Origin of the sequence: Pseudoalteromonas sp. SR43-7, from assembly GCF_014163785.1 — a bacterium.
Taxonomy (GTDB): domain Bacteria; phylum Pseudomonadota; class Gammaproteobacteria; order Enterobacterales; family Alteromonadaceae; genus Pseudoalteromonas; species Pseudoalteromonas distincta.
Genome location: NZ_JACJDY010000010.1, coordinates 75,123 through 94,895, shown reverse-complemented (window position 1 = coordinate 94,895; position 19,773 = coordinate 75,123). Strand labels below are relative to the sequence as shown.

Annotated in this window: 18 protein-coding genes; 16 read left to right on the top strand and 2 right to left on the bottom strand. The window is 39.6% G+C overall.

The annotated features are described in order from the left end of the window. Positions 1-99 precede the first annotated feature (99 nt). The 8 genes from H5087_RS09630 (at position 100) to H5087_RS09595 (ending at position 7,798) form a co-directional block, all read left to right on the top strand. Positions 100-576, top strand: coding sequence for an FxsA family protein (locus tag H5087_RS09630; protein WP_002958838.1), 477 nt, complete (start codon positions 100-102; stop codon positions 574-576). 110 nt (positions 577-686) lie between these two features. Next, entirely contained in the window at positions 687-974 is a 288-nt protein-coding gene (locus H5087_RS09625) for a co-chaperone GroES (protein ID WP_002958836.1), read from the top strand. A 48-nt stretch (positions 975-1,022) separates the two neighbouring features. Then, positions 1,023-2,663: a chaperonin GroEL gene (groL, locus tag H5087_RS09620; RefSeq protein ID WP_182671885.1), complete on the top strand. Its 1,641-nt coding sequence runs from the start codon at positions 1,023-1,025 to the stop codon at positions 2,661-2,663. Positions 2,664-3,399: 736 nt separating this feature from the next. Beyond that, positions 3,400-4,350 (top strand): retron St85 family RNA-directed DNA polymerase, encoded by a 951-nt coding sequence (locus tag H5087_RS09615; protein WP_182671884.1) that lies wholly within the window; start codon positions 3,400-3,402, stop codon positions 4,348-4,350. Further along, on the top strand, positions 4,343-5,989 hold the full coding sequence (locus H5087_RS09610) for an AAA family ATPase (protein WP_182671883.1): 1,647 nt from the start codon (positions 4,343-4,345) through the stop codon (positions 5,987-5,989). The genes H5087_RS09615 and H5087_RS09610 overlap by 8 nt, the downstream gene beginning before the upstream one ends. Continuing rightward, the gene (locus tag H5087_RS09605) at positions 5,986-6,726 is read left to right on the top strand and encodes a retron system putative HNH endonuclease (RefSeq protein WP_008138819.1); all 741 of its coding nucleotides are present in this window, start codon (positions 5,986-5,988) and stop codon (positions 6,724-6,726) included. Before H5087_RS09610 ends, H5087_RS09605 begins: the two co-directional genes overlap by 4 nt. Before the next feature lie 383 nt (positions 6,727-7,109). Further along, entirely contained in the window at positions 7,110-7,274 is a 165-nt protein-coding gene (locus H5087_RS09600) for a hypothetical protein (RefSeq protein ID WP_182671882.1), read from the top strand. Between the two features lie 92 nt (positions 7,275-7,366). Next, positions 7,367-7,798 (top strand): VOC family protein, encoded by a 432-nt coding sequence (locus H5087_RS09595; protein WP_182671881.1) that lies wholly within the window; start codon positions 7,367-7,369, stop codon positions 7,796-7,798. A 22-nt stretch (positions 7,799-7,820) separates the two neighbouring features. On the opposite strand, the gene H5087_RS09590 is transcribed toward H5087_RS09595, so the two are convergent. Then, positions 7,821-9,296, bottom strand: a complete 1,476-nt coding sequence (locus H5087_RS09590) for an NAD(P)H-hydrate dehydratase (RefSeq protein ID WP_182671880.1) — start codon at positions 9,294-9,296, stop codon at positions 7,821-7,823. A 239-nt stretch (positions 9,297-9,535) separates the two neighbouring features. On the opposite strand from H5087_RS09590, the gene gmk reads away from it, so the two are divergent. The 5 genes from gmk (at position 9,536) to H5087_RS09565 (ending at position 15,213) form a co-directional block, all read left to right on the top strand. Beyond that, positions 9,536-10,156 (top strand): guanylate kinase, encoded by a 621-nt coding sequence (gene gmk, locus H5087_RS09585; RefSeq protein WP_024596677.1) that lies wholly within the window; start codon positions 9,536-9,538, stop codon positions 10,154-10,156. 124 nt (positions 10,157-10,280) lie between these two features. Further along, positions 10,281-10,556, top strand: coding sequence for a DNA-directed RNA polymerase subunit omega (gene rpoZ / locus H5087_RS09580; RefSeq protein ID WP_002958829.1), 276 nt, complete (start codon positions 10,281-10,283; stop codon positions 10,554-10,556). 387 nt (positions 10,557-10,943) lie between these two features. Then, positions 10,944-13,049 carry a bifunctional GTP diphosphokinase/guanosine-3',5'-bis pyrophosphate 3'-pyrophosphohydrolase gene (gene spoT, locus H5087_RS09575; protein ID WP_002958827.1) on the top strand — a complete coding sequence of 702 codons (2,106 nt, stop codon included), beginning with the start codon at positions 10,944-10,946 and terminating at the stop codon, positions 13,047-13,049. 12 nt (positions 13,050-13,061) lie between these two features. Continuing rightward, positions 13,062-13,454 carry a RidA family protein gene (locus H5087_RS09570; protein WP_002958826.1) on the top strand — a complete coding sequence of 131 codons (393 nt, stop codon included), beginning with the start codon at positions 13,062-13,064 and terminating at the stop codon, positions 13,452-13,454. A 151-nt stretch (positions 13,455-13,605) separates the two neighbouring features. Continuing rightward, positions 13,606-15,213: a DUF342 domain-containing protein gene (locus H5087_RS09565; protein ID WP_182671879.1), complete on the top strand. Its 1,608-nt coding sequence runs from the start codon at positions 13,606-13,608 to the stop codon at positions 15,211-15,213. Positions 15,214-15,252: 39 nt separating this feature from the next. Here the strand turns inward: H5087_RS09565 and asnA are convergent, their stop codons facing one another. Further along, the gene (gene asnA, locus H5087_RS09560) at positions 15,253-16,248 is read right to left on the bottom strand and encodes an aspartate--ammonia ligase (protein ID WP_182671878.1); all 996 of its coding nucleotides are present in this window, start codon (positions 16,246-16,248) and stop codon (positions 15,253-15,255) included. A 197-nt stretch (positions 16,249-16,445) separates the two neighbouring features. Between asnA and asnC the strand changes: the two genes are divergently transcribed. From asnC to recG, 3 genes are read left to right on the top strand one after another with little or no spacing between them, the layout of a single operon-like run. Then, entirely contained in the window at positions 16,446-16,904 is a 459-nt protein-coding gene (gene asnC / locus H5087_RS09555; protein WP_024595831.1) for a transcriptional regulator AsnC, read from the top strand. Between the two features lie 41 nt (positions 16,905-16,945). Further along, on the top strand, positions 16,946-17,632 hold the full coding sequence (trmH, locus tag H5087_RS09550) for a tRNA (guanosine(18)-2'-O)-methyltransferase TrmH (protein WP_007580009.1): 687 nt from the start codon (positions 16,946-16,948) through the stop codon (positions 17,630-17,632). A 58-nt stretch (positions 17,633-17,690) separates the two neighbouring features. Continuing rightward, a complete protein-coding gene (recG, locus tag H5087_RS09545) occupies positions 17,691-19,772 on the top strand; it encodes an ATP-dependent DNA helicase RecG (RefSeq protein WP_182671877.1) in 2,082 nt (693 codons plus the stop codon). Position 19,773 lies beyond the last annotated feature (1 nt).

Here is a 19,773-nt window from a genome sequence, read left to right as displayed (position 1 = left end):
GTAAAATGACTATACCTATGCCCTAACCTTGAAAAGAGACCTAGTCACCCTCATTTATATTTCATCAACTCTTTTGAGTGTCATTATTTAGAGAGCGCTATGTTTAGATTTTTATTTGTGTTGTTTATCATCATCCCTATTATCGAAATCGCCTTACTGATTCAAGTAAGCGATGTGATAGGCGGATTTGCAACAATTGCACTTGTTGTTATTACCGCGATTTTAGGTGCCAAAATGGTTAAAACACAAGGTATGGGTGCGCTGCAAAACGTACAAGCGCAAATGGCGCAAGGGCAAATGCCAGCCAAAGAATTATTTACCGGAATATGCGTTGTAATTGCAGGGGTATTATTACTTACTCCTGGCATTATGACCGACGTGTTTGGGTTACTATTATTAACGCCTGCAATTCGTAACAAACTGGCCGCAGGCCTTGCTAGTCAAGCAACTGTTAGAATGAGCGCAGGTAGGCAACAAGGGCCATCGCCGTTTGCTGGGCAGCAACATGCTGAACGAGAGCAAGGGCAAATGGAACGACCAACGACTATTGATGGCGAGTATGAGAGAAAAGATTAAAAATTTATCATTTTTTCTCTTGGAATTTTTCACTCTACCCCCATTAATGAATGCAAATTAGAAAAGCTTTTTTCTGTACTGTTCAGAAACTGTTAGGAGAACTAAAAAACATGAACATTCGTCCTTTACAAGATCGCGTAATCGTTAAACGTCTAGAAGAAGAAACAAAATCTGCTGGCGGTATTGTATTAACTGGCTCTGCAGCTGAAAAATCAACTCGCGGAGAAGTTGTAGCCGTAGGTAATGGTCGCGTTTTAGATAACGGTGACGTGAGAGCGTTAGAAGTTAAAGCCGGTGACACTGTGTTATTTGGCTCATATGTTGAAAAAGTTGAAAAGATCGAAGGTCAAGAGTACCTGATCATGCGTGAAGATAATATTTTAGGCATTGTAGGCTAAACCTACTTTTCGTTTATAAACATTTAAGAATTTAGAGGAATTTAAAACATGGCAGCAAAAGAAGTACTTTTTGCAGGTGACGCACGCGCTAAAATGCTAACTGGCGTAAACATCCTGGCAAACGCAGTAAAAGTTACATTAGGTCCTAAAGGCCGTAACGTTGTACTAGACAAATCATTTGGCTCTCCAGTTATCACTAAAGATGGTGTATCTGTAGCAAAAGAAATCGAACTTGAAGACAAGTTTGAGAACATGGGCGCACAAATGGTTAAAGAAGTTGCATCTAAAGCAAATGATGCAGCCGGCGATGGTACAACTACCGCTACAGTACTTGCACAGTCTATTGTTAATGAAGGCCTTAAAGCTGTTGCAGCAGGCATGAATCCAATGGATCTTAAGCGCGGCATCGACAAAGCAGTTATTGCTGCTGTTGCAGAGCTTAAAGCGTTATCTGTTCCTTGTTCTGATACTAAAGCAATTGCACAAGTAGGTACTATTTCAGCTAACTCTGATCAAGAGATTGGTAATATCATTGCTCAAGCAATGGAAAAAGTAGGCCGCAACAGTGGTGTTATTACCGTAGAAGAAGGTCAATCACTTGAAAACGAACTAGATGTTGTTGAAGGCATGCAGTTTGACCGTGGTTACTTATCTCCTTACTTTATCAACAGCCCAGAAAAAGGCACTGTTGAGCTAGATAACCCATTTATTCTACTTGTAGATAAAAAAATATCTAACATCCGCGAATTATTGCCAACATTAGAAGCGGTTGCTAAAGCAAGTAAACCACTACTAATCATTGCAGAAGACCTTGAAGGCGAAGCACTAGCTACATTAGTAGTTAATAACATGCGCGGTATTGTTAAAGTATCAGCTGTTAAAGCACCTGGATTTGGCGATCGTCGTAAAGCAATGCTACAAGATATCGCTGTATTAACTGGCGGTACTGTTATTTCTGAAGAAATCGGCTTAGAGCTTGAAAAAGCAACAGTTGAAGACCTAGGTACAGCTAAACGCGTAATTATCACTAAAGATGATACAACTATCATTGACGGTGCTGGCGAAGAAGCTGGTATTACTGGTCGTGTTTCTCAAATTAAAGCACAAATTGAAGAAGCTACATCAGACTACGATAAAGAAAAACTTCAAGAGCGCATGGCTAAACTAGCTGGCGGTGTTGCAGTAATCAAAGTAGGTGCTGCTACTGAAATCGAAATGAAAGAGAAAAAAGACCGCGTTGAAGATGCATTAAATGCAACTCGTGCAGCGGTTGAAGAAGGCGTAGTACCTGGCGGCGGTGTTGCACTTGTACGTGCTGCTAGCAAGCTAGCTGATTTAGTTGGCGACAACGAAGATCAAAACCACGGTATTAAAGTTGCACTTCGTGCGATGGAAGCACCACTTCGTCAAATCGTAACAAACGCAGGCGACGAAGCATCAGTTGTAATCAACGCAGTTAAAGGCGGCGATGGTAACTACGGTTACAACGCAGCAACTGGCGAATACAACGACATGATTGAAATGGGTATCCTAGATCCTACTAAAGTAACACGCTCTGCGCTACAGTTTGCAGGGTCTATTGCGGGTCTAATGATCACTACTGAAGCAATGGTAGCTGAAATCCCTAAAGACGAATCTGCTGGTGCACCTGATATGGGCGGAATGGGTGGCATGGGCGGAATGATGTGATAAACATCACCGCTTAAGCACCTCGCTTATATAAAAAACCAGCTTCGGCTGGTTTTTTGCTTTTTAGTATATTAAAACCCGCAATATGATGCTTGAAGTCAAGATTCCCTCTCTTTACAACCACATATATGTATGCCGGTAGCATAACATTTCTTTCTTAGTAGGTGGCCAAATTACTGTGCCATTACAAATTGAATAGTTGTTTTAAACTCCTGCTAAAAAGAGTCCCATTTTTTTATTAGAGTTTTTTTATAGAGTTTACAATATGGATGTCCTATCTTTTTTCTCTGGTAGCTAAGTATAAAGGAAAGCTCATTTATATTTAATTATCGACACACTTACAAAATTGGATTTAATAAATCGTACTGCTGAGTTAAATTTGTCTGAATTTCGTTCACCTAAAGGATAACTTTAACTGGAGTAATGTTGTGAATTTTTCATATGTAGATGTAGTCGATGCGTACATTAGTTTTGGTGTTTCTGCTTGTTGATTCGACCCTCATGGGCTGTTACTATATTTGAACTCTTTAGCGTTTTTGAGCTGCTTTTCAGCTTAGTCGGGCGATACGCCAGACTGTAATTTATTGAACGGTATTATGAATGCGAAAGCCTCGCATTTATTATCTCGTTCCTCAATAAGAAATGCGAGACCTTCGCTTTCTTAAGTAAAGAGTCTATAGCCCAAGAGTATATTTATTCTTGGGCTTTTTTGTTCGATATTTATGGAGTAAGGGGTATGCATATATGCCAAGCATTATGTGCTGAGCTGAAGTTAGATAAGACTCAGGTTATTGATTTTGCTTTAGAATCCCCGAAAATGTATAAGGTTTATGCTATTCCCAAACGAACCTCAGGTAAACGCATCATTGCTCATCCAGCAAAACGGGTTAAGGTTGCTCAGCATGCTTTATTAAGGCAAATGAAAGTCATATTTCCTATCCATCATTGTGCATTTGCTTATCAGGAAGGTCTTAGTATTAAGCTCAATGCACAGGAACATTGCCACAACCAGTATTTATTGAAAATGGATTTTCAAAACTTTTTTAATAGCATAACTGCGCCATTGTTCGTCCGTATGCTAGATAAACTTAGTATCAAAATCTCACCTCAAGACACCTTTTTAATTGAGCATTTAGCTTTTTGGTGTCCAAGCAAGGAAACAGGGGGTAAACGAATTTTAAGTGTTGGCGCACCAAGTTCACCATTTATTTCAAACTGGATTATGTATGGGTTTGATAAAATTGTATTTGAATTGTGCCGAAAAGAAAATATTGTTTATACGCGTTATGCAGATGACCTGACATTCTCAACTAATAAGAAAAATGTATTGTACAAAATACCTAAACAAATCAAATCTATTTTGCGCGAACAATTAGATGGTGGCATTGTCATTAATGATGTCAAGACGATATTTACTTCTAAAAAACATAACCGACATGTCACAGGTATTACATTAACAAACCAAGGTCTACTATCAATTGGCCGGAAGCGTAAACGCCATATATCTTTATTGTTGCATAAATTTTCGCTTGGTTTATTAGGTACAGAAGATATTCTCTCTTTGCGTGGTTTATTAACTTTCGCTAATCATATTGAATCTGACTTTAAAGCCAGAATGACAAAAAAATATTCGTCACAAGTTATCCAACAATTACTTGCTTACGATAGAGTCCATAACCATGAATAAAAACAATCCTGATAACTCGTTTGTTCCTCCTGCTAGACTTACGAAAGACTTGATAGAAAAAGCAGATAGCGGAGATTATTTAGCATCTATTGAAATGGCAAACAAGTATGAGAAAGGCATACATGTTAAGCAAGATGCTATAAAGGCGAAGTATTACTTTGATCAAGTTTATGCATCAGTTGAACATTTTAAATTGGTAATGAAGAAATTGAATTTATCTCAATTTCGTCAGTTTGAAAAAATAAGTGTCGAATTTGAACCACAAGTAACCATTTTAGTTGGTGATAACGGTTCAGGTAAGTCGACAATAATCGATGCTATTGCTAAATCTTTAAAATACTTAGCTGCAACTATTATTAAGGAAAACGCCTCGCGTTCTTCATTAGATGATAGAGATATAAATGTCGATGAGTTAGCTGATATTGCTACGGCTATTAATTTATTAGCTGTTGAAGATGGCCAATATTTTGAACACACGTTATCGAAAGGAAAGCGTTCAAAAGGTGAATCTAATCATGCACCGATTACAATACTTGGTGATATTTATCGCAACTTTGATCGTGTAAACAATCAATCCAACTTACCTGTCATTGCCTATTATTCGATTGATCGAGCAAATGAAATAGCAGTTGATATATCTAAAACAGCAGAAAAAAAAGCAGAAAAACTTAGTTGGTCTAAATTTGATGGTTATGCAGATGCGCTTAAAAATTCACAAAATTTCACCAATTTTTTAGCATGGTTTATACTTTGCGACAAAATGGCAAAACAGGCCGAAGTACCTCTGGCACGCATAACACAATTGCATGATGAGCTAAAAACTATAAATGAAGATATTCTTAAGGCCGACGGTAACCTATTAACTTACCTTGAAAAAGACCGTCAAAAAAAACAGAAAGAGCTATCTGAACTAGAACTATCAGTAGTTAATAGTGAAGCCGGTCTTTGTTTGAACATGACTAATCAAGTTATCAGTGCTATCTGCACATTTATTCCCGAAATAAATTCCATCTCGATTGTACATGCTAATGGTGGTATTGATATGAAGATCGAAAAGTCAGGTGCAATGATTAGCGTATTTCAGCTATCACAAGGCGAAAAGTCGCTGCTCGCTTTGGTAGGAGATCTAGCAAAACGTATGATCATGTTAAATCCATCTAGAGATAACCCATTTGATGGTAATGGCATCGTTTTAATTGACGAAATAGATTTACATTTACATCCTCGCTGGCAACAACAAGTGGTAAGTAAGTTGCTTACTACGTTTAAAAATATTCAGTTTATTTTAACTACTCACAGTCCACAGGTCTTATCTACTGTGCATAAACACAATATTCGAGTTCTAGGTAATAATATTTATGGTGATGCCGTTGCAGCGATCCCTATAGCAGACAGTTATGGTCATCCTAATTCTGATGTTATGCATACAATTATGGGGGTGGAACCAACTCCCATAATCGCAGAGTCAGATATTCTTATAAAATATAGGAAACTGATAGAGCAAGGCGATTTAAAATCCGAAGAGGTAGCCAATAAAATAAATAAGTTACAGTTACAGCTAAATGGAGTATTAGGCGAACAACATCCTGATATGGTTAGGTTAGCTATGGCTAAGCGACGCAGGGAGCGATTAGAATGAGGAGAATAAAGAAAGGTGTTGCAAATAGACATCTAGAAAGTCGTCATATGGAGCCTCCACAAACTCATGAACAAGCAACTAAGGCTTGGGATCGTTTTCAAGGAGAGAGAAAACGTGCAACAAAGAATCTATGCTATGAAGAGCAATTTGGATTATGTGGCTATAGTGAAATTAGTTTAGATAATATTTTTCCAATAATTGACGATTCAAATTATGAAATTAGCCGTAACCTTGGTATTCATATAGAGCATGTTGAACCTAAAAATATTAATCCGCAAAGAACATTTGATCATACTAACTTAATTGCATCAGCAATTAAGGACATCAAAGCAAACAATTTAATCAAAAAAGATGTTTTTGGCGGGCATGCCAAGTTGAAATGGTTTAATGAAATATCTTTTATATCACCACTCTTAGAAAATTGTTGTGATTACTTTCATTATGAGACAACAGGAAAAGTTGTGCCTAAAGAAAGCTTACCTACTAGAAGGGAAAAAGCCAAAGCAAGACTTACGATTCATAAATTAAACTTAAACGCCCCAATATTAGTAAATTGGCGTAATGTTTGGTTGAAAGCTTTAGAGGAGATTATTGATGAATCTGATGAAGCCTCTTTGTCTCTAATTGCAGAAACTGAATTACTTCCTATTAATGGGTTATTACGGCCATTTCACTCTGCGCAAAGAGGGTTATTTGGAAAAATTGGAGAGAGAATTTGTCATGACAATGGGCTATGAGTGTTAGTGCGATGATAGCTAACTTTTGAGTAGACCTCATTATATACTGGGTCATAAAGCGGGATACTTGTAAATAATATTTTGTTTTACTTATTTAAAATCAAAAATATAAATAATTTAGGGCAACGCGATGTAATCAATCCCTAAGCACCTCGCTTATATAAAAAACCAGCTTCGGCTGGTTTTTTGCTTTTTAGTATAAAAACCATTGGTATTGTTTAATTTATACCCACATCTAAGTTACGTATAACTAAGATTTATATTAAATGGATTTATTAAGTAATAACGGAATATTCATCTTCTTTGTTTTTATTGCCCTTGTGACTGGGTTATTTTCATTCGTAGTTTGGGCTATGCTCAAAATGGTCACGTGGGGTAAAAGTATGTCTAAGGGGGCTTATTTATTTTTAGCATTCTTTCCGCTTATTTCACTGATGCCTATTCCGCCACCTACCTACGAAAATGTACAAAAAGCAAAACAAGAACAAAGAAAACGCAAAGAAGACTCAGGTGATCCACCCGATGATGAAGACGAACTCGCAAGTTAATTCACATTACATACTGCGGGCATATACGCTGCGAAGTCGCTAACTAATATAATAAAAAGTACATTTATTTAATAGTACGGAGTAAACCAAACATGGCTAACGTTCAACAGCATATAAGCAGCATTGCATTAGTTATTAAGGACTACGGCGATGCCATTGAGTTTTATACTCAAAAGCTCAACTTTGAGTTAGTAGAGGATACTAACTTAGGTGATGGTAAACGCTGGGTGTTAATTTCACCACCAAATTCAAACGGGGCTTGTTCAAACAGAGCTAATTCGAGCAGAACTAATCTACTGCTTGCTAAAGCCACAACGCCGGAACAAATGAGCGCTATTGGTAATCAAACGGGTGGTCGTGTGTTTTTATTTTTACATACCAATGACTTTTGGCGAGATTATAATTTAATGCTTGCTAAAGGCGTTACATTTAACGAAGAGCCTAGAGTAGAACCCTATGGCACCGTAGTGGTTTTTGAAGACCTACATGGTACAAAATGGGATTTATTACAGCTTAATAATTAATTATGTAGAGTGACGCTTAAACTCACGTCACTTTATTAACTAACTCTCTTACAATTGGGAATAGATCACTGGGTAGCATTCCCCTTTGCCCGTCTCTCTCTCTTGCGATATCACCGGCTTTAGCGTGCAGTGTTACGCCATAGCGTGCTGCTTCATCAATAGTTAAACCTTGAGCAAGTAATGCCCCAATAATACCAGTGAGTACGTCGCCACTGCCGCCAACTGCCAGTGCTGGATTGCCATCTTCACATACCCACGTGTGCTGGGCATTAGCTATTAATGTTCCAGCACCTTTTAATACACAAGTCGCGTTATAGCGCTTGGCGCAAAGGCGGGCATAATTAAAACGGTCTGATTCTATGTCGCTAGTACTAACACTTAGCAGACGCGAAGCTTCGCCTGGATGTGGCGTAAGTACGCATTGCTCTAACATATACGATGAAGCTTGCTTAGCGAGTAAATTAAGGGCGTCTGCATCTATAACCAATGGCATTTTATTGTTTTGGCAATATTGCATTACTTCATCGAATGTTTGTTGTGCCCACTCGTCTTGCCCAAGCCCTGGGCCAATAACAACGCAGCTTGCCCACTCTAGCGCTTGATGTAAGTTATTACTGCTTACCATAAGTTCTGGTCTGCCAATACTAATAGGTGTTATTGAGCTTTCGTGTGTATACACCCTTACCATACCAGCACCCGTTCTAAGAGCTGCTTCACTACTTAACCTAATTGCACCTGCAGTACCTTGATTGCCACCAACACATAAAAGCTTGCCATGGCTGCCTTTGTGACTATTGATTGCCCGCGTGGCAATTCCTTTAAAGCTATTAATATTTATCAAGGTACCTGATGATTGAGCTATACAAGTAAACGCATCGCCAATTGCTAAATCATCAAAAACTAACTTACCGCTATGTTGTTTACCTGCCGTCGTTGTGAGCCCTTGCTTTATACCTACAAAAGTAACGGTTGAAGTAGCTTGTACTGCGCACCCTAAAGGCTGTCCTGTATTTGCTTCAATGCCTGATGGAATATCAATGCTTATTACGGGCTTACCACTGTTATTTACAGCGTTAATTATATTCGCAAAATTATCGCGCACGGCGCTATTAAGCCCAGTACCAAGGAGCGCATCAATAACGATATCGCACTCATTAAGAGCATCTTTTGTAAAATGAGAAACCACCCCACCCGCTTCTATCCATAGCTGCTGCGCTTTTGCAGCATCACCTTTTAATGTTTTTTCGGGTTCAGCAGCGCATACTGTTACCTTTTTACCTGATTGCATAATAAGCCTAGCTACAACGTAACCGTCTCCAGCATTGTTACCATGGCCAACAATGACTAATGTATGCTGCGCATCAAATAACTGCCATTGCTTATATACAGCCTCTCCTGCCCGCTGCATTAGGGTAAATAAATCGCAATGACTATTTTTAGCCGCTAAAGCTTCATTATCTCTTACTTGTTGTGCGGTAAATAAGGTGTTATTAAGCATAAAGGCTCCTTTAATAGGTGATAGTTCACCTTATCAAATACTTATATCTAGCGGCTAGTTCTGTTGGCAATTTTAAATTGCAATTTTATTTAAAGTCTAACACTGCCACTTCAATTTAAGCATGGCTCACTTGAGCACGTCTAACTTGAGCAAGGTGAGCTAATTAAAGTACAATGCAGTTAATTAAAGGCTTGGTTTACTTGTAATCCAAGCCTGTTTATTTTTAGGTAGAGAAAAGCATGGCACAAACTCGCGGTAACTTATTTATTTTATCAGCCCCTTCAGGTGCTGGTAAATCAAGCTTAATCAATGCGTTATTAAAAAAACACGCTGATATGAAAGTATCTGTATCACATACAACTCGCGCCCCTCGCCCAGGCGAAGAAAATGGTGTGCATTATCACTTTGCATCTACAGATGAGTTTAAAGCGCTTATTGCCAAAGATGACTTTTTTGAATGGGCCCAAGTGTTTGACAATTACTACGGCACATCAAAGCAGGCTATTGAGTCGCAACTTGATGCGGGTATTGATGTGTTTTTAGATATTGATTGGCAAGGCGCGCAACAAGTGCGCGAAATAATGCCAAGCGTGAAAACTATTTTTATACTACCTCCCTCAAAAGAAGAGTTAGAGCAACGCTTAAATAATCGTGGCCAAGATTCGGCTGAGGTTATTGCCTCTCGTATGGCAAAAGCACAATCTGAAACATCACATTATAACGAATACGACTATGTAATTGTTAATGATGACTTTGAGAGCGCGCTTGGCGATATAGAAATGATTGTAATGGCTCAGCGCTTAACCCTAAAAGCGCAAGAAGAACGCCATCAAGTTTTACTAAATAGCCTGCTTAAATAATTTAAGTCTATTTAAATCAGGCTTAGACAAGTAAAACTGATAAAAATTGAACACTGGCTATTGGCGAAAGTGGCTGCTTGCAGTAAACTACGTCTTTGATTTAAATTATTTTTGGAGTGCTGTGATGGCCCGCGTAACAGTTGAAGATGCAGTAGATGCAGTTGGTAATCGTTTTGACTTAATTTTAGTTGCGGCTCGTCGTGCCCGCCAAATTGCTGTTGGTGGTAAAACTCCACTAGTAGACCCTGAAAACGATAAGCCAACGGTAGTTGCTTTACGTGAAATTGAACTAGGTTTAGTTGATAGCTCTTCAATGGACTTAATTGACCGTGAAGAACAACAACACCAAGAAGCAGCTGAATTAGCTGCTGTTGCTGCTATTGTTGGTGGCAACCAATAATCGACCTCCCGGTCTGATTTAGCCAACGGCGCAGTATTTCTACTATAGCCGTTGGCAATCCTCTCTTTTCATCGTATATTCGTAACTTACCTAATTTGCTTCACTAGGGCTGTTTATCTTTCGAGGTTAAATTTGCAGTAGTATGTTTGGTATTTAGGCAAGGCAGAGCCTATGTAGTGTGGTTATTCCCCATAAATAGGCGATAACGCAGCATAAATGCAAAACATGCGCTGCCTAAAGGGTTCTGTCTAGGGGCACTTTACTCTTTGTTGCTCGATTTTTACTTAGCCCGCTAGGCTAAAAACCTCGCGCCGCAATTAAGTCGCCCCTAGATTGAACAAATTTTAATCCTGAAAGGTCAACAGGCCCTAGATCATTGGAGTGTGAATGTATCTTTTTGAAGGTCTTAAAAAGAAAATATCAGAATACTTGCCCGCTGCTGATGTAGAGCTGGTTCAAAAATCTTACGTGGTTGCCCGAGAGGCCCATGAAGGACAAACTCGCTCGAGTGGCGAACCTTACATAACGCACCCAGTAGAAGTAACTCAAATTCTTGCAGGCATGCATCTTGACCATGAAACGCTCATGGCCGCGCTAATGCATGATGTAATTGAAGATACTGATTTTAGTCAGCAAGATTTAGCCGAGATATTTGGCGAAACTGTTGCAGAGCTAGTTGAAGGTGTGAGTAAGCTCGATAAGCTTAGCTTTAAAGATAAAAAAGAATTCCAAGCTGAGAACTACCGCAAAATGATTATGGCAATGACTCAGGATATTCGAGTCATTTTAATCAAGCTTGCCGATAGAACACACAACATGCGTACTTTGGGCGCTTTGCGCCCAGATAAGCGCCGCAGAATAGCGCGTGAAACACTAGAAATTTACGCACCAATTGCAAACCGCTTAGGTATTCACGATATTAAAAATGAACTTGAAGACTTAGGTTTTCAAGCTTTATATCCTATGCGTCATCGCGCACTTAAATCGGAAGTTGCTAAAGCACGCGGTAATCGCAAAGAGGTTATTACTAATATCCAACATGAAATAGAAGCACGTCTTGAAGAATCAGGCATTAAAGCAACTGTGTCAGGCCGTGAAAAACATTTATATAGTATTTATAAAAAAATGCTTAATAAAGAACTGCTATTTAACGAAGTTATGGATATTTACGCGTTTAGAATTGCAGTTGACTCTATGGATACGTGTTATCGTGTATTAGGTGTAGCTCATAGTCTTTATAAACCTATTGAAACACGCTTTAAAGATTATATTGCAGTACCAAAAACAAACGGTTACCAATCGCTTCATACTTCATTAGTTGGTCCACACGGTATACCTGTTGAAATTCAAATTCGTACTCACGATATGGATCATATGGCCGACAAAGGTGTAGCGGCGCATTGGATGTATAAAAAAGCAGGTGATGGTGCAGGTAATACTTCGCAGCAACGTGCTCGCCAGTGGATGCAGAGCTTATTAGAGCTTCAACAAAGTGCGGGTTCATCATTTGAATTTATTGAAAATGTAAAAACTGAGCTATTCCCAGAAGAAATTTACGTATTTACACCAGATGGGCGTATTGTTGAGCTACCGATGGGTGCTACCGCAGTCGATTTTGCCTATGCCGTGCATACAGATGTAGGCAACACCTGTGTAGGCGCGCGCGTTAATCGCAAGCCGCACCCTTTAAGTAGGCCCTTAGATACAGGGCAAACTATAGAGATAATAACAAGCTCAGGTGCTCACCCTAATGCAACATGGCTAAACTTTATTGTTACTGGTAAAGCGCGTTTGGGCGTTCGTAACTACCTTAGAAGCCAGCATCATGAAGAAGCTATGCTTTTAGGGCGCCGCTTACTTGATTCAGCATTAGGTGAAAACAAACTAGATAGCATTGCTGATGAAAATATAGCGAGAGTACTTGAGGAGCACGAACTAACAACGCTTCTTGAATTACTTGTAGAAATTGGCTCTGGTAACCTAATGAGCATGTTAATTGCCAAACGCCTATTACAAAATGACAGTGACGACTTAACTGATATTACCAGCCAAGCCAAAGCGACCATTATTGGTACTGAGGGCATGCTAGTTAATTACTCTAAGTGTTGCCGACCTGTACCTGGCGATGCTATTACAGCTCATGTAAGCCAAGGTAAGGGCCTGACCGTTCACCGCCAAGAATGTAAAAACATCCGTGGCTGGGAAAATGAGCGCTCTAAATACTTAGTTGTAAAATGGGACGATAACCCAGAGAAAGAATATATTGCAGCTCTGAGAGTTGAAATTATTAATCATCAGGGGGCTCTGGCTAAATTAACCAATGTTGTTACTACAACCCAAGCCAATATTGTAGAAATTACCACCGATGAAAAAGAAAGTAATTTATACGTGATAGATTTAGGGGTTACCGTCAAAAACCGTATCCACGTTGCTAACATCATGCGCCGCATTCGCGTTATGCCTGATGTACAAAAAGTCTATCGTAAAAAGTAAAATAGGAAACACATGAATAAAGCATTTATCTCTACCGACAAAGCACCTGCTGCCATTGGCACTTACAGCCAAGCAGTTAAAGTAGGCACCGCTGTTTATTTATCTGGTCAAATTCCATTAGTGCCAGAAACGATGGAAATGATTTCAGAAGACTTTAGTGAGCAAACGCATCAGGTATTTAAAAATATCACTGCGGTATGTGAAGAAGCTGGCGGGCAAATTCAAGATTTAGTGAAAATAAATATTTATCTAACTGATTTATCTAACTTCGCCACTGTAAATGAAGTTATGAGCCAATACTTTAAGCAACCTTACCCAGCGAGAGCTGCATTAGGTGTTCGTGCACTTCCAAAAGGTGCACAAGTTGAAATAGATGGAATAATGGAACTTCCTTCTACCAATTAAGTATTACAGGCTATAGAGCCTCTCTATAGCCTTTCTTTCCCTCTTAGCACTTCGTTCTCTGTGACTTCTTGACTCAAATGTAAATTTCTAGCAATCTGTAGTTGTGTTTTAAAAAACAAACTTAACTTAAGTAGTAAAAAAGGATTAACTCGTGTTTAAGCTTGCCAACAATGGAAATGTTTTACTTGATGTAAAAGAACATATTCCTCCCAGCGCTGCATTTATTTTAGAGGCTCTCGAAAAGTCAGCTTTTTGCGACTGCAAAATAGATCATGACGCTATTAATGATTTTTTTAAAAACGAAAACACACAACACACTCTGGTTGTAGCAACAAAACACAATGCCACTTTAAATGTAACAATTAGCGACGATAAAATGCTGGCCATTGGCGAGCTAACCCTTGCCCAAGGCGGAAAATTATTAAGTTTAGAAGATGCAAAAAAACAACTCGTTAAAGCAGGAATTGTGCGTGGCTATAAGCAAGCATTTTTAGAGTTGCTACTGCAAAAACAGTTTGAGCATACAGCGGGTTCTGTCGTTAAGGGAGTATTAGCTAAAGGTAGGCTACCAAGTGATGGTTTGGCCACTAAACTAATAACAACCGTAGAGACTTTAAAAGACCGTTTAAAAGCCCCCAAGCTCAAAGAAGATGGCAGCGTGGATATGCGCGACTTTGGCAAGCTTGCAAGCGTAGAGCCAGGCTCTGTGCTTATTCGCCAACAACCAGCAACCCCTGGTAAAGAAGGCTTCACCGTAATAGGTGACATACTGCCCGCAAAACCCGGAGAAAATAAACAATTAGTGGCAGGCGAAGGCACCGAAATATCAAAGCTGAATCCGCTTGAACTAGTCTCTACTATTGCAGGTGTTCCGGTTGAAATTAATAATGGTATGCGTGTCGACGATATTTTTACCATTTCAGATGTAAACGTAAAAAGCGGCCACATTGACTTTCAAGGCAGTGTTATTGTTACCCGTAATATAGACCCTGGAATGAAAGTAACAGCCAAAGGCGATATTACTATATTTGGCACTGTTGAATCAGGAGAGCTTACCGCAGGCGGAAACATCACCGTTAAACAAGGCATTATTGGCCATCAAAAAGCCGACGAACAATCACTGTCTTGTAAGCTTATTGCACGAGGTGATATTCACGTCTCTCATTCACAGTATTGCTACCTAGAAGCAAATAATATTTTTATTGATCGCCAAACAAGCCACTGTGTAATGAAAGCTAAACGCTTACTGCAAGTTGGTCAATCCGACTTACCTAAGGGTAAAATATTTGGTGGCGAAATACTCGATGCAACGACCCTCATTGCTGGCGAAATAGGGAATGAATCAGGCGCTAAAATGATTATTAACCTAGCGGCTTCTGGCGCCGAAATAACCGCTGATACTGATAATTGCTTTAAAGACTTAGCTAAAACAGATGCACAGCTAGACACGTTGCAAGCAGCACTAGAAAAAACTGATTTAGTGAAAGATGCCGAAAAGAAAAAACTATTAATTACTAAAATTGGTGCTACTCAAAAGCATTATTGTGAGCAGGCGGAGCAATTAGAAAAACGTCTTTCAAACTTAGATCACGACTTACACGATTTACTTAACGACGCTAATTTAGCGGTAAATTCTGTTTTGCATTCAGGTGTAGAGATTCATATTTTTGATAAAGTACTTAAAACAATCCGCAATTACCCTCCGTGCAACGTTAAGCTTTTGAATAACAAAATTGAAATAGAGTTCAAAACAAGCTAATAACTGAGTGCTCTATTGAGCACTCAAATTTATTCACATTTAAAGTAAACCGCTTACCTCAGCATGTGTTTGCTGCGGCCATACACCCACTTGTACTTGACCAATATGCTGCTTTTGTAGCAAGAGCATAGCCAAGCGCGACTGCCCTATTCCACCGCCAATTGTTTGCGGAAATTTACTTTGTAGTAGCGCTTTATGCCAATCAAACTCTAAGCGTTCTTCATCTCCAGTAACCCTTAACTGCGCTTTTAAAACTTCAGGACTTACGCGTATACCCATTGATGAAATTTCAAAGGCGTCTTCAAGTACTGGGTTCCATACTAAAATATCACCATTTAAACCCATGTATTGCTCGCATGTCGGCGTAGACCAATCATCGTAATCTGGGGCTCTTACATCATGGATTTTGCCATCACCAAGCGCGCCACCAATACCAATTAAAAATACAGCACCATACTCTTGTGCAATGGCTTTTTCGCGTTGTTTAGCGCTAAAGTCAGGGTACATTTTACGTAGCTCTTCACTGTGCACAAACTTAATGTCGTCCGGTAAAAAAGGCGTCAAACCATAAGACTCACTTACAAAAGCTTCCGTCTCTTTTATCCCTTTATAAATAGATTGAACAGTTTGCTTTAGTGTTGCCAGCGAACGCTCTGTGGTTTCGTTAATTACTTTTTCCCAATCCCATTGATCAACATATACAGAATGAATAGGACTTAATGAATCTTCATCTGGGCGCAAAGCTTTCATTTGAGTGTAAATACCCTCACCAACACCAAAGCCATAAGTTGCGAGTGTTTTACGTTTCCACTTAGCCAATGAATGCACCACTTCGTAGCGGCTATCTGTAATCGCTTTTACATTTACAGCAACTGCGTTTTCATGGCCACTTAAGTTATCTTGCGTGCCGTCACCTACTTTAGCCAAAATAGGGGCTTGAACCTCAACCAGCCCAAGTTGCGTTTCTAGTTGCTGTGAAAAAAATTGCTTAACTTTACTTATTTGCTGCTGTTGCTGCACATAGTGTGAACTCATAATAATTGGCCTCATTCCCAGTTATTGTTACTTGCTTAATTGATAAAAAGCACCCTAATGAGCGCCTTTAATGAGGTTAATGTAACGATTTGATTAATTAATTCAATATCCCATAACAAAAATAGCTTTAACATATTAAAACCATCAATTAAGTAGTATAAAATTCATATATTCGATAATTTTATGAGAAAAATATAATGGAAAATTATTTAATCGATAATCTCGATAAACAGATACTTCATGCATTAATGGAAAATGCCCGTACTGCGTACGCCGAATTAGCAAAAAGATTTAATGTAAGCGCAGGGACAATTCACGTAAGAATTGAAAAAATGAAGCAAGCAGGGATCATTACAGGCACCCAATTAACGATTAATACTAAACAGTTAGGCTACGATGTGTGTTGCTTTATAGGTATTAATTTAAATAACGCACGTGATTACCCACAAACACTTATAAAGCTAGAAGCATTGGAGGAAGTGGTAGAGGCTTATTACACAACAGGTAACTACAGTATATTTATAAAGGTAATGACAAAGTCCATTGATCACTTACAAGATGTGCTGATTAATAAGATACAAGCAATAGAAGCCATTCAATCAACAGAAACACTGATTTCTCTACAAAATCCAATTAGCCGTACGGTAATGCCTTAACTGCAAAAATCTCGTATAATTGCCGAAAAAAGAGGATAACCATGCAGCAAACTCGCTACCAAAGAATCGAAGACGTACTTTCGCGCCGTCAAACAGACTTAACCGTGTGCTTAGAAGACGTGCACAAACACCATAACTTATCTGCAATAGTACGAAGTGCTGATGCGGTTGGTTGTCATCACGTACATGCTGTATGGCCTGAAAAGCAAAAATGGCTAACTAATAACACCTCAGGTGGCAGTAAAAACTGGCTAGAGACGCACTTACATAGAAATATTGATGATGCTGTTACTGCAATGCGTGAACGCAATCCAGAAATACAAATACTCGCGACTCACTTATCAGAAGATGCCGTTGATTTTAGAGAAGTAGATTACACCAAGCCAACGGCTATTATTGTTGGACAAGAAAAAACAGGGATCTCAGAAAAAGCCCTAGAATATGCCGATCAAAATATTATTATTCCAATGCAAGGCATGGTGCAATCGCTAAATGTTTCAGTTGCTGCTGCGCTAATATTGTTTGAAGCACAGCGCCAACGTGAGCTGGCTGGTTTATATAATAGAGATATGTTGAGCGCCGAAGTTAAACATCCACTCTACTTTGAAGGCTGCCACCCTATTATCGCAAGGCAGTGTAAACAAAAAAAATTACCTTATCCTGCACTTGATGAAAACGGCGAAATAGTCGCTGACGAGCAATTTTGGCAAGCTTTAAAACATACTTGATGGACTAAAGCTCTGTAAGTACACTTAACTTATTCACAAATAATAAGATTGATATAATTTGTCTAAACCTAGCTTAAATCAATACCCAATTACAGAGCTCAAAGGGGTCGGCCCAAAAATGGCTGAGCGTTTGTTAAAGCTAGGTATTTTAACTGTGCAAGATATGCTTTTTCATTTGCCACTTCGCTACGAAGATCGCACTCGCTTATACGCGATTAATGAGTTGTCACTGCACAGCCATGTGAGTGTTGAAGCAACAATTGAAACAAGCCAAATCACGTTTGGAAAAAGGCGCATGCTTGTTTGCCAAATCAATGATGGTACTGGCAGGCTAACACTACGATTTTTTAATTTTACCGCCGCACAAAAAAACGCATTTAGCGCTGGTAAAATAATACGTTGTTTTGGTGAAGTGCGCCGTGGCCGTGTTGGCTTTGAAATGAGTCATCCTGAATACAGCATCAACGATACCTCTAACGAGCAGCCGGTAGCGACAACATTAACGCCCGTTTATTCAACAACCGAAGGCTTAAAGCAACTATCGATTAGAGCTTTAAGCGAACAGGCTATTGATTTACTAAATAAATACTCAGTAGAAGAACTACTGCCTTCACAGTGGCAGCCATCAAATATGCCGCTAAGTGACGCACTATTATTACTGCACCGCCCACCAAATGATGTTGATGTAACTGCATTAGAGCAAGGTACTCACCCTGCTCAACAGCGCCTTGTATTTGAGGAGTTACTTGCTCAAAACCTCAGCTTATTAAAAGTACGAGAGCAAGGGCAACAAGTTAAAGCCGTGGCATTAAATCCGGTAAACACATTAGAAAGCCAATTTTTAGAGCAACTTCCTTTTGCACCCACAAATGCGCAAAGCCGCGTAGTTGCTGAGATTAAAGGTGACATGCAACACGCGTATCCCATGATGCGTTTAGTACAAGGCGATGTAGGCTCTGGTAAAACCCTAGTAGCAGCACTTAGTGCACTAACAGCCATTGCGCAGGGCTTTCAAGTCGCTTTAATGGCTCCTACTGAAATTTTATCAGAGCAACATGGTGTTAATTTTACAACGTGGTTTAATCAACTAGGTATAACAGTTGCTTGGCTTGGCGGTAAAACAAAAGGCAAAGAGCGCGTAGCAACACTTGAAAAAATAGCCTCTGGTGAAGCGCAAATGATTGTAGGTACTCACGCCTTATTTCAAGATGAAGTTAAGTTTAATAACTTAGTGCTTATCGTTATTGATGAACAACACCGCTTTGGTGTCCACCAGCGTTTATCACTGCGTGAAAAAGGTAAGTTTGGTGATTGTTACCCTCATCAACTAGTCATGACCGCAACACCCATTCCACGTACGCTCGCCATGACCGCCTATGCCGACTTAGAAACCTCTGTGATTGACGAGCTGCCACCTGGGCGTACGCCAATCACAACAGTGGCACTTCCTGATACTCGCAGAGACGATATTATTGCCCGCGTTAAATTAGCGTGTAACGAGCAAGGCCGCCAAGTTTATTGGGTGTGTACACTTATTGATGAATCTGAAGTACTGCAATGCCAAGCCGCCGAAGACAGCGCACTGCAGTTAAAAGAAGCGCTACCAGAGCTAAACGTAGGCTTAGTACATGGGCGAATGAAATCAACTGAAAAACAAGCCATTATGAGCGAGTTTAAAGCAGGTAATATACATGTTTTAGTAGCCACTACGGTTATTGAAGTTGGTGTAGATGTCCCTAATGCGAGCTTAATCATTATAGAAAACCCTGAGCGCTTAGGCTTAGCACAGCTGCATCAGTTACGTGGGCGAGTTGGCCGTGGCGCTACTGCATCGCATTGCGTGCTTTTATACCACGCACCACTGTCTCATACCGCTCAAAAGCGATTAGGTGTACTACGCGATAGTAACGATGGCTTTGTGATAGCAGAGCGCGATTTAGAAATTCGTGGCCCTGGTGAAGTACTCGGTACAAAACAAACAGGGTTAGCCGAGTTTAAAATTGCCGATCTTACCCGCGATAAGCACATACTTAATCAAGTAAGGCCAATTGCACAGCAAATGCTTAAGCAACATCCAGAGGTTGTTGACCCACTAATTCAACGTTGGTTGGGTAACAAGCAAAATTACGCGCAAGCGTAAC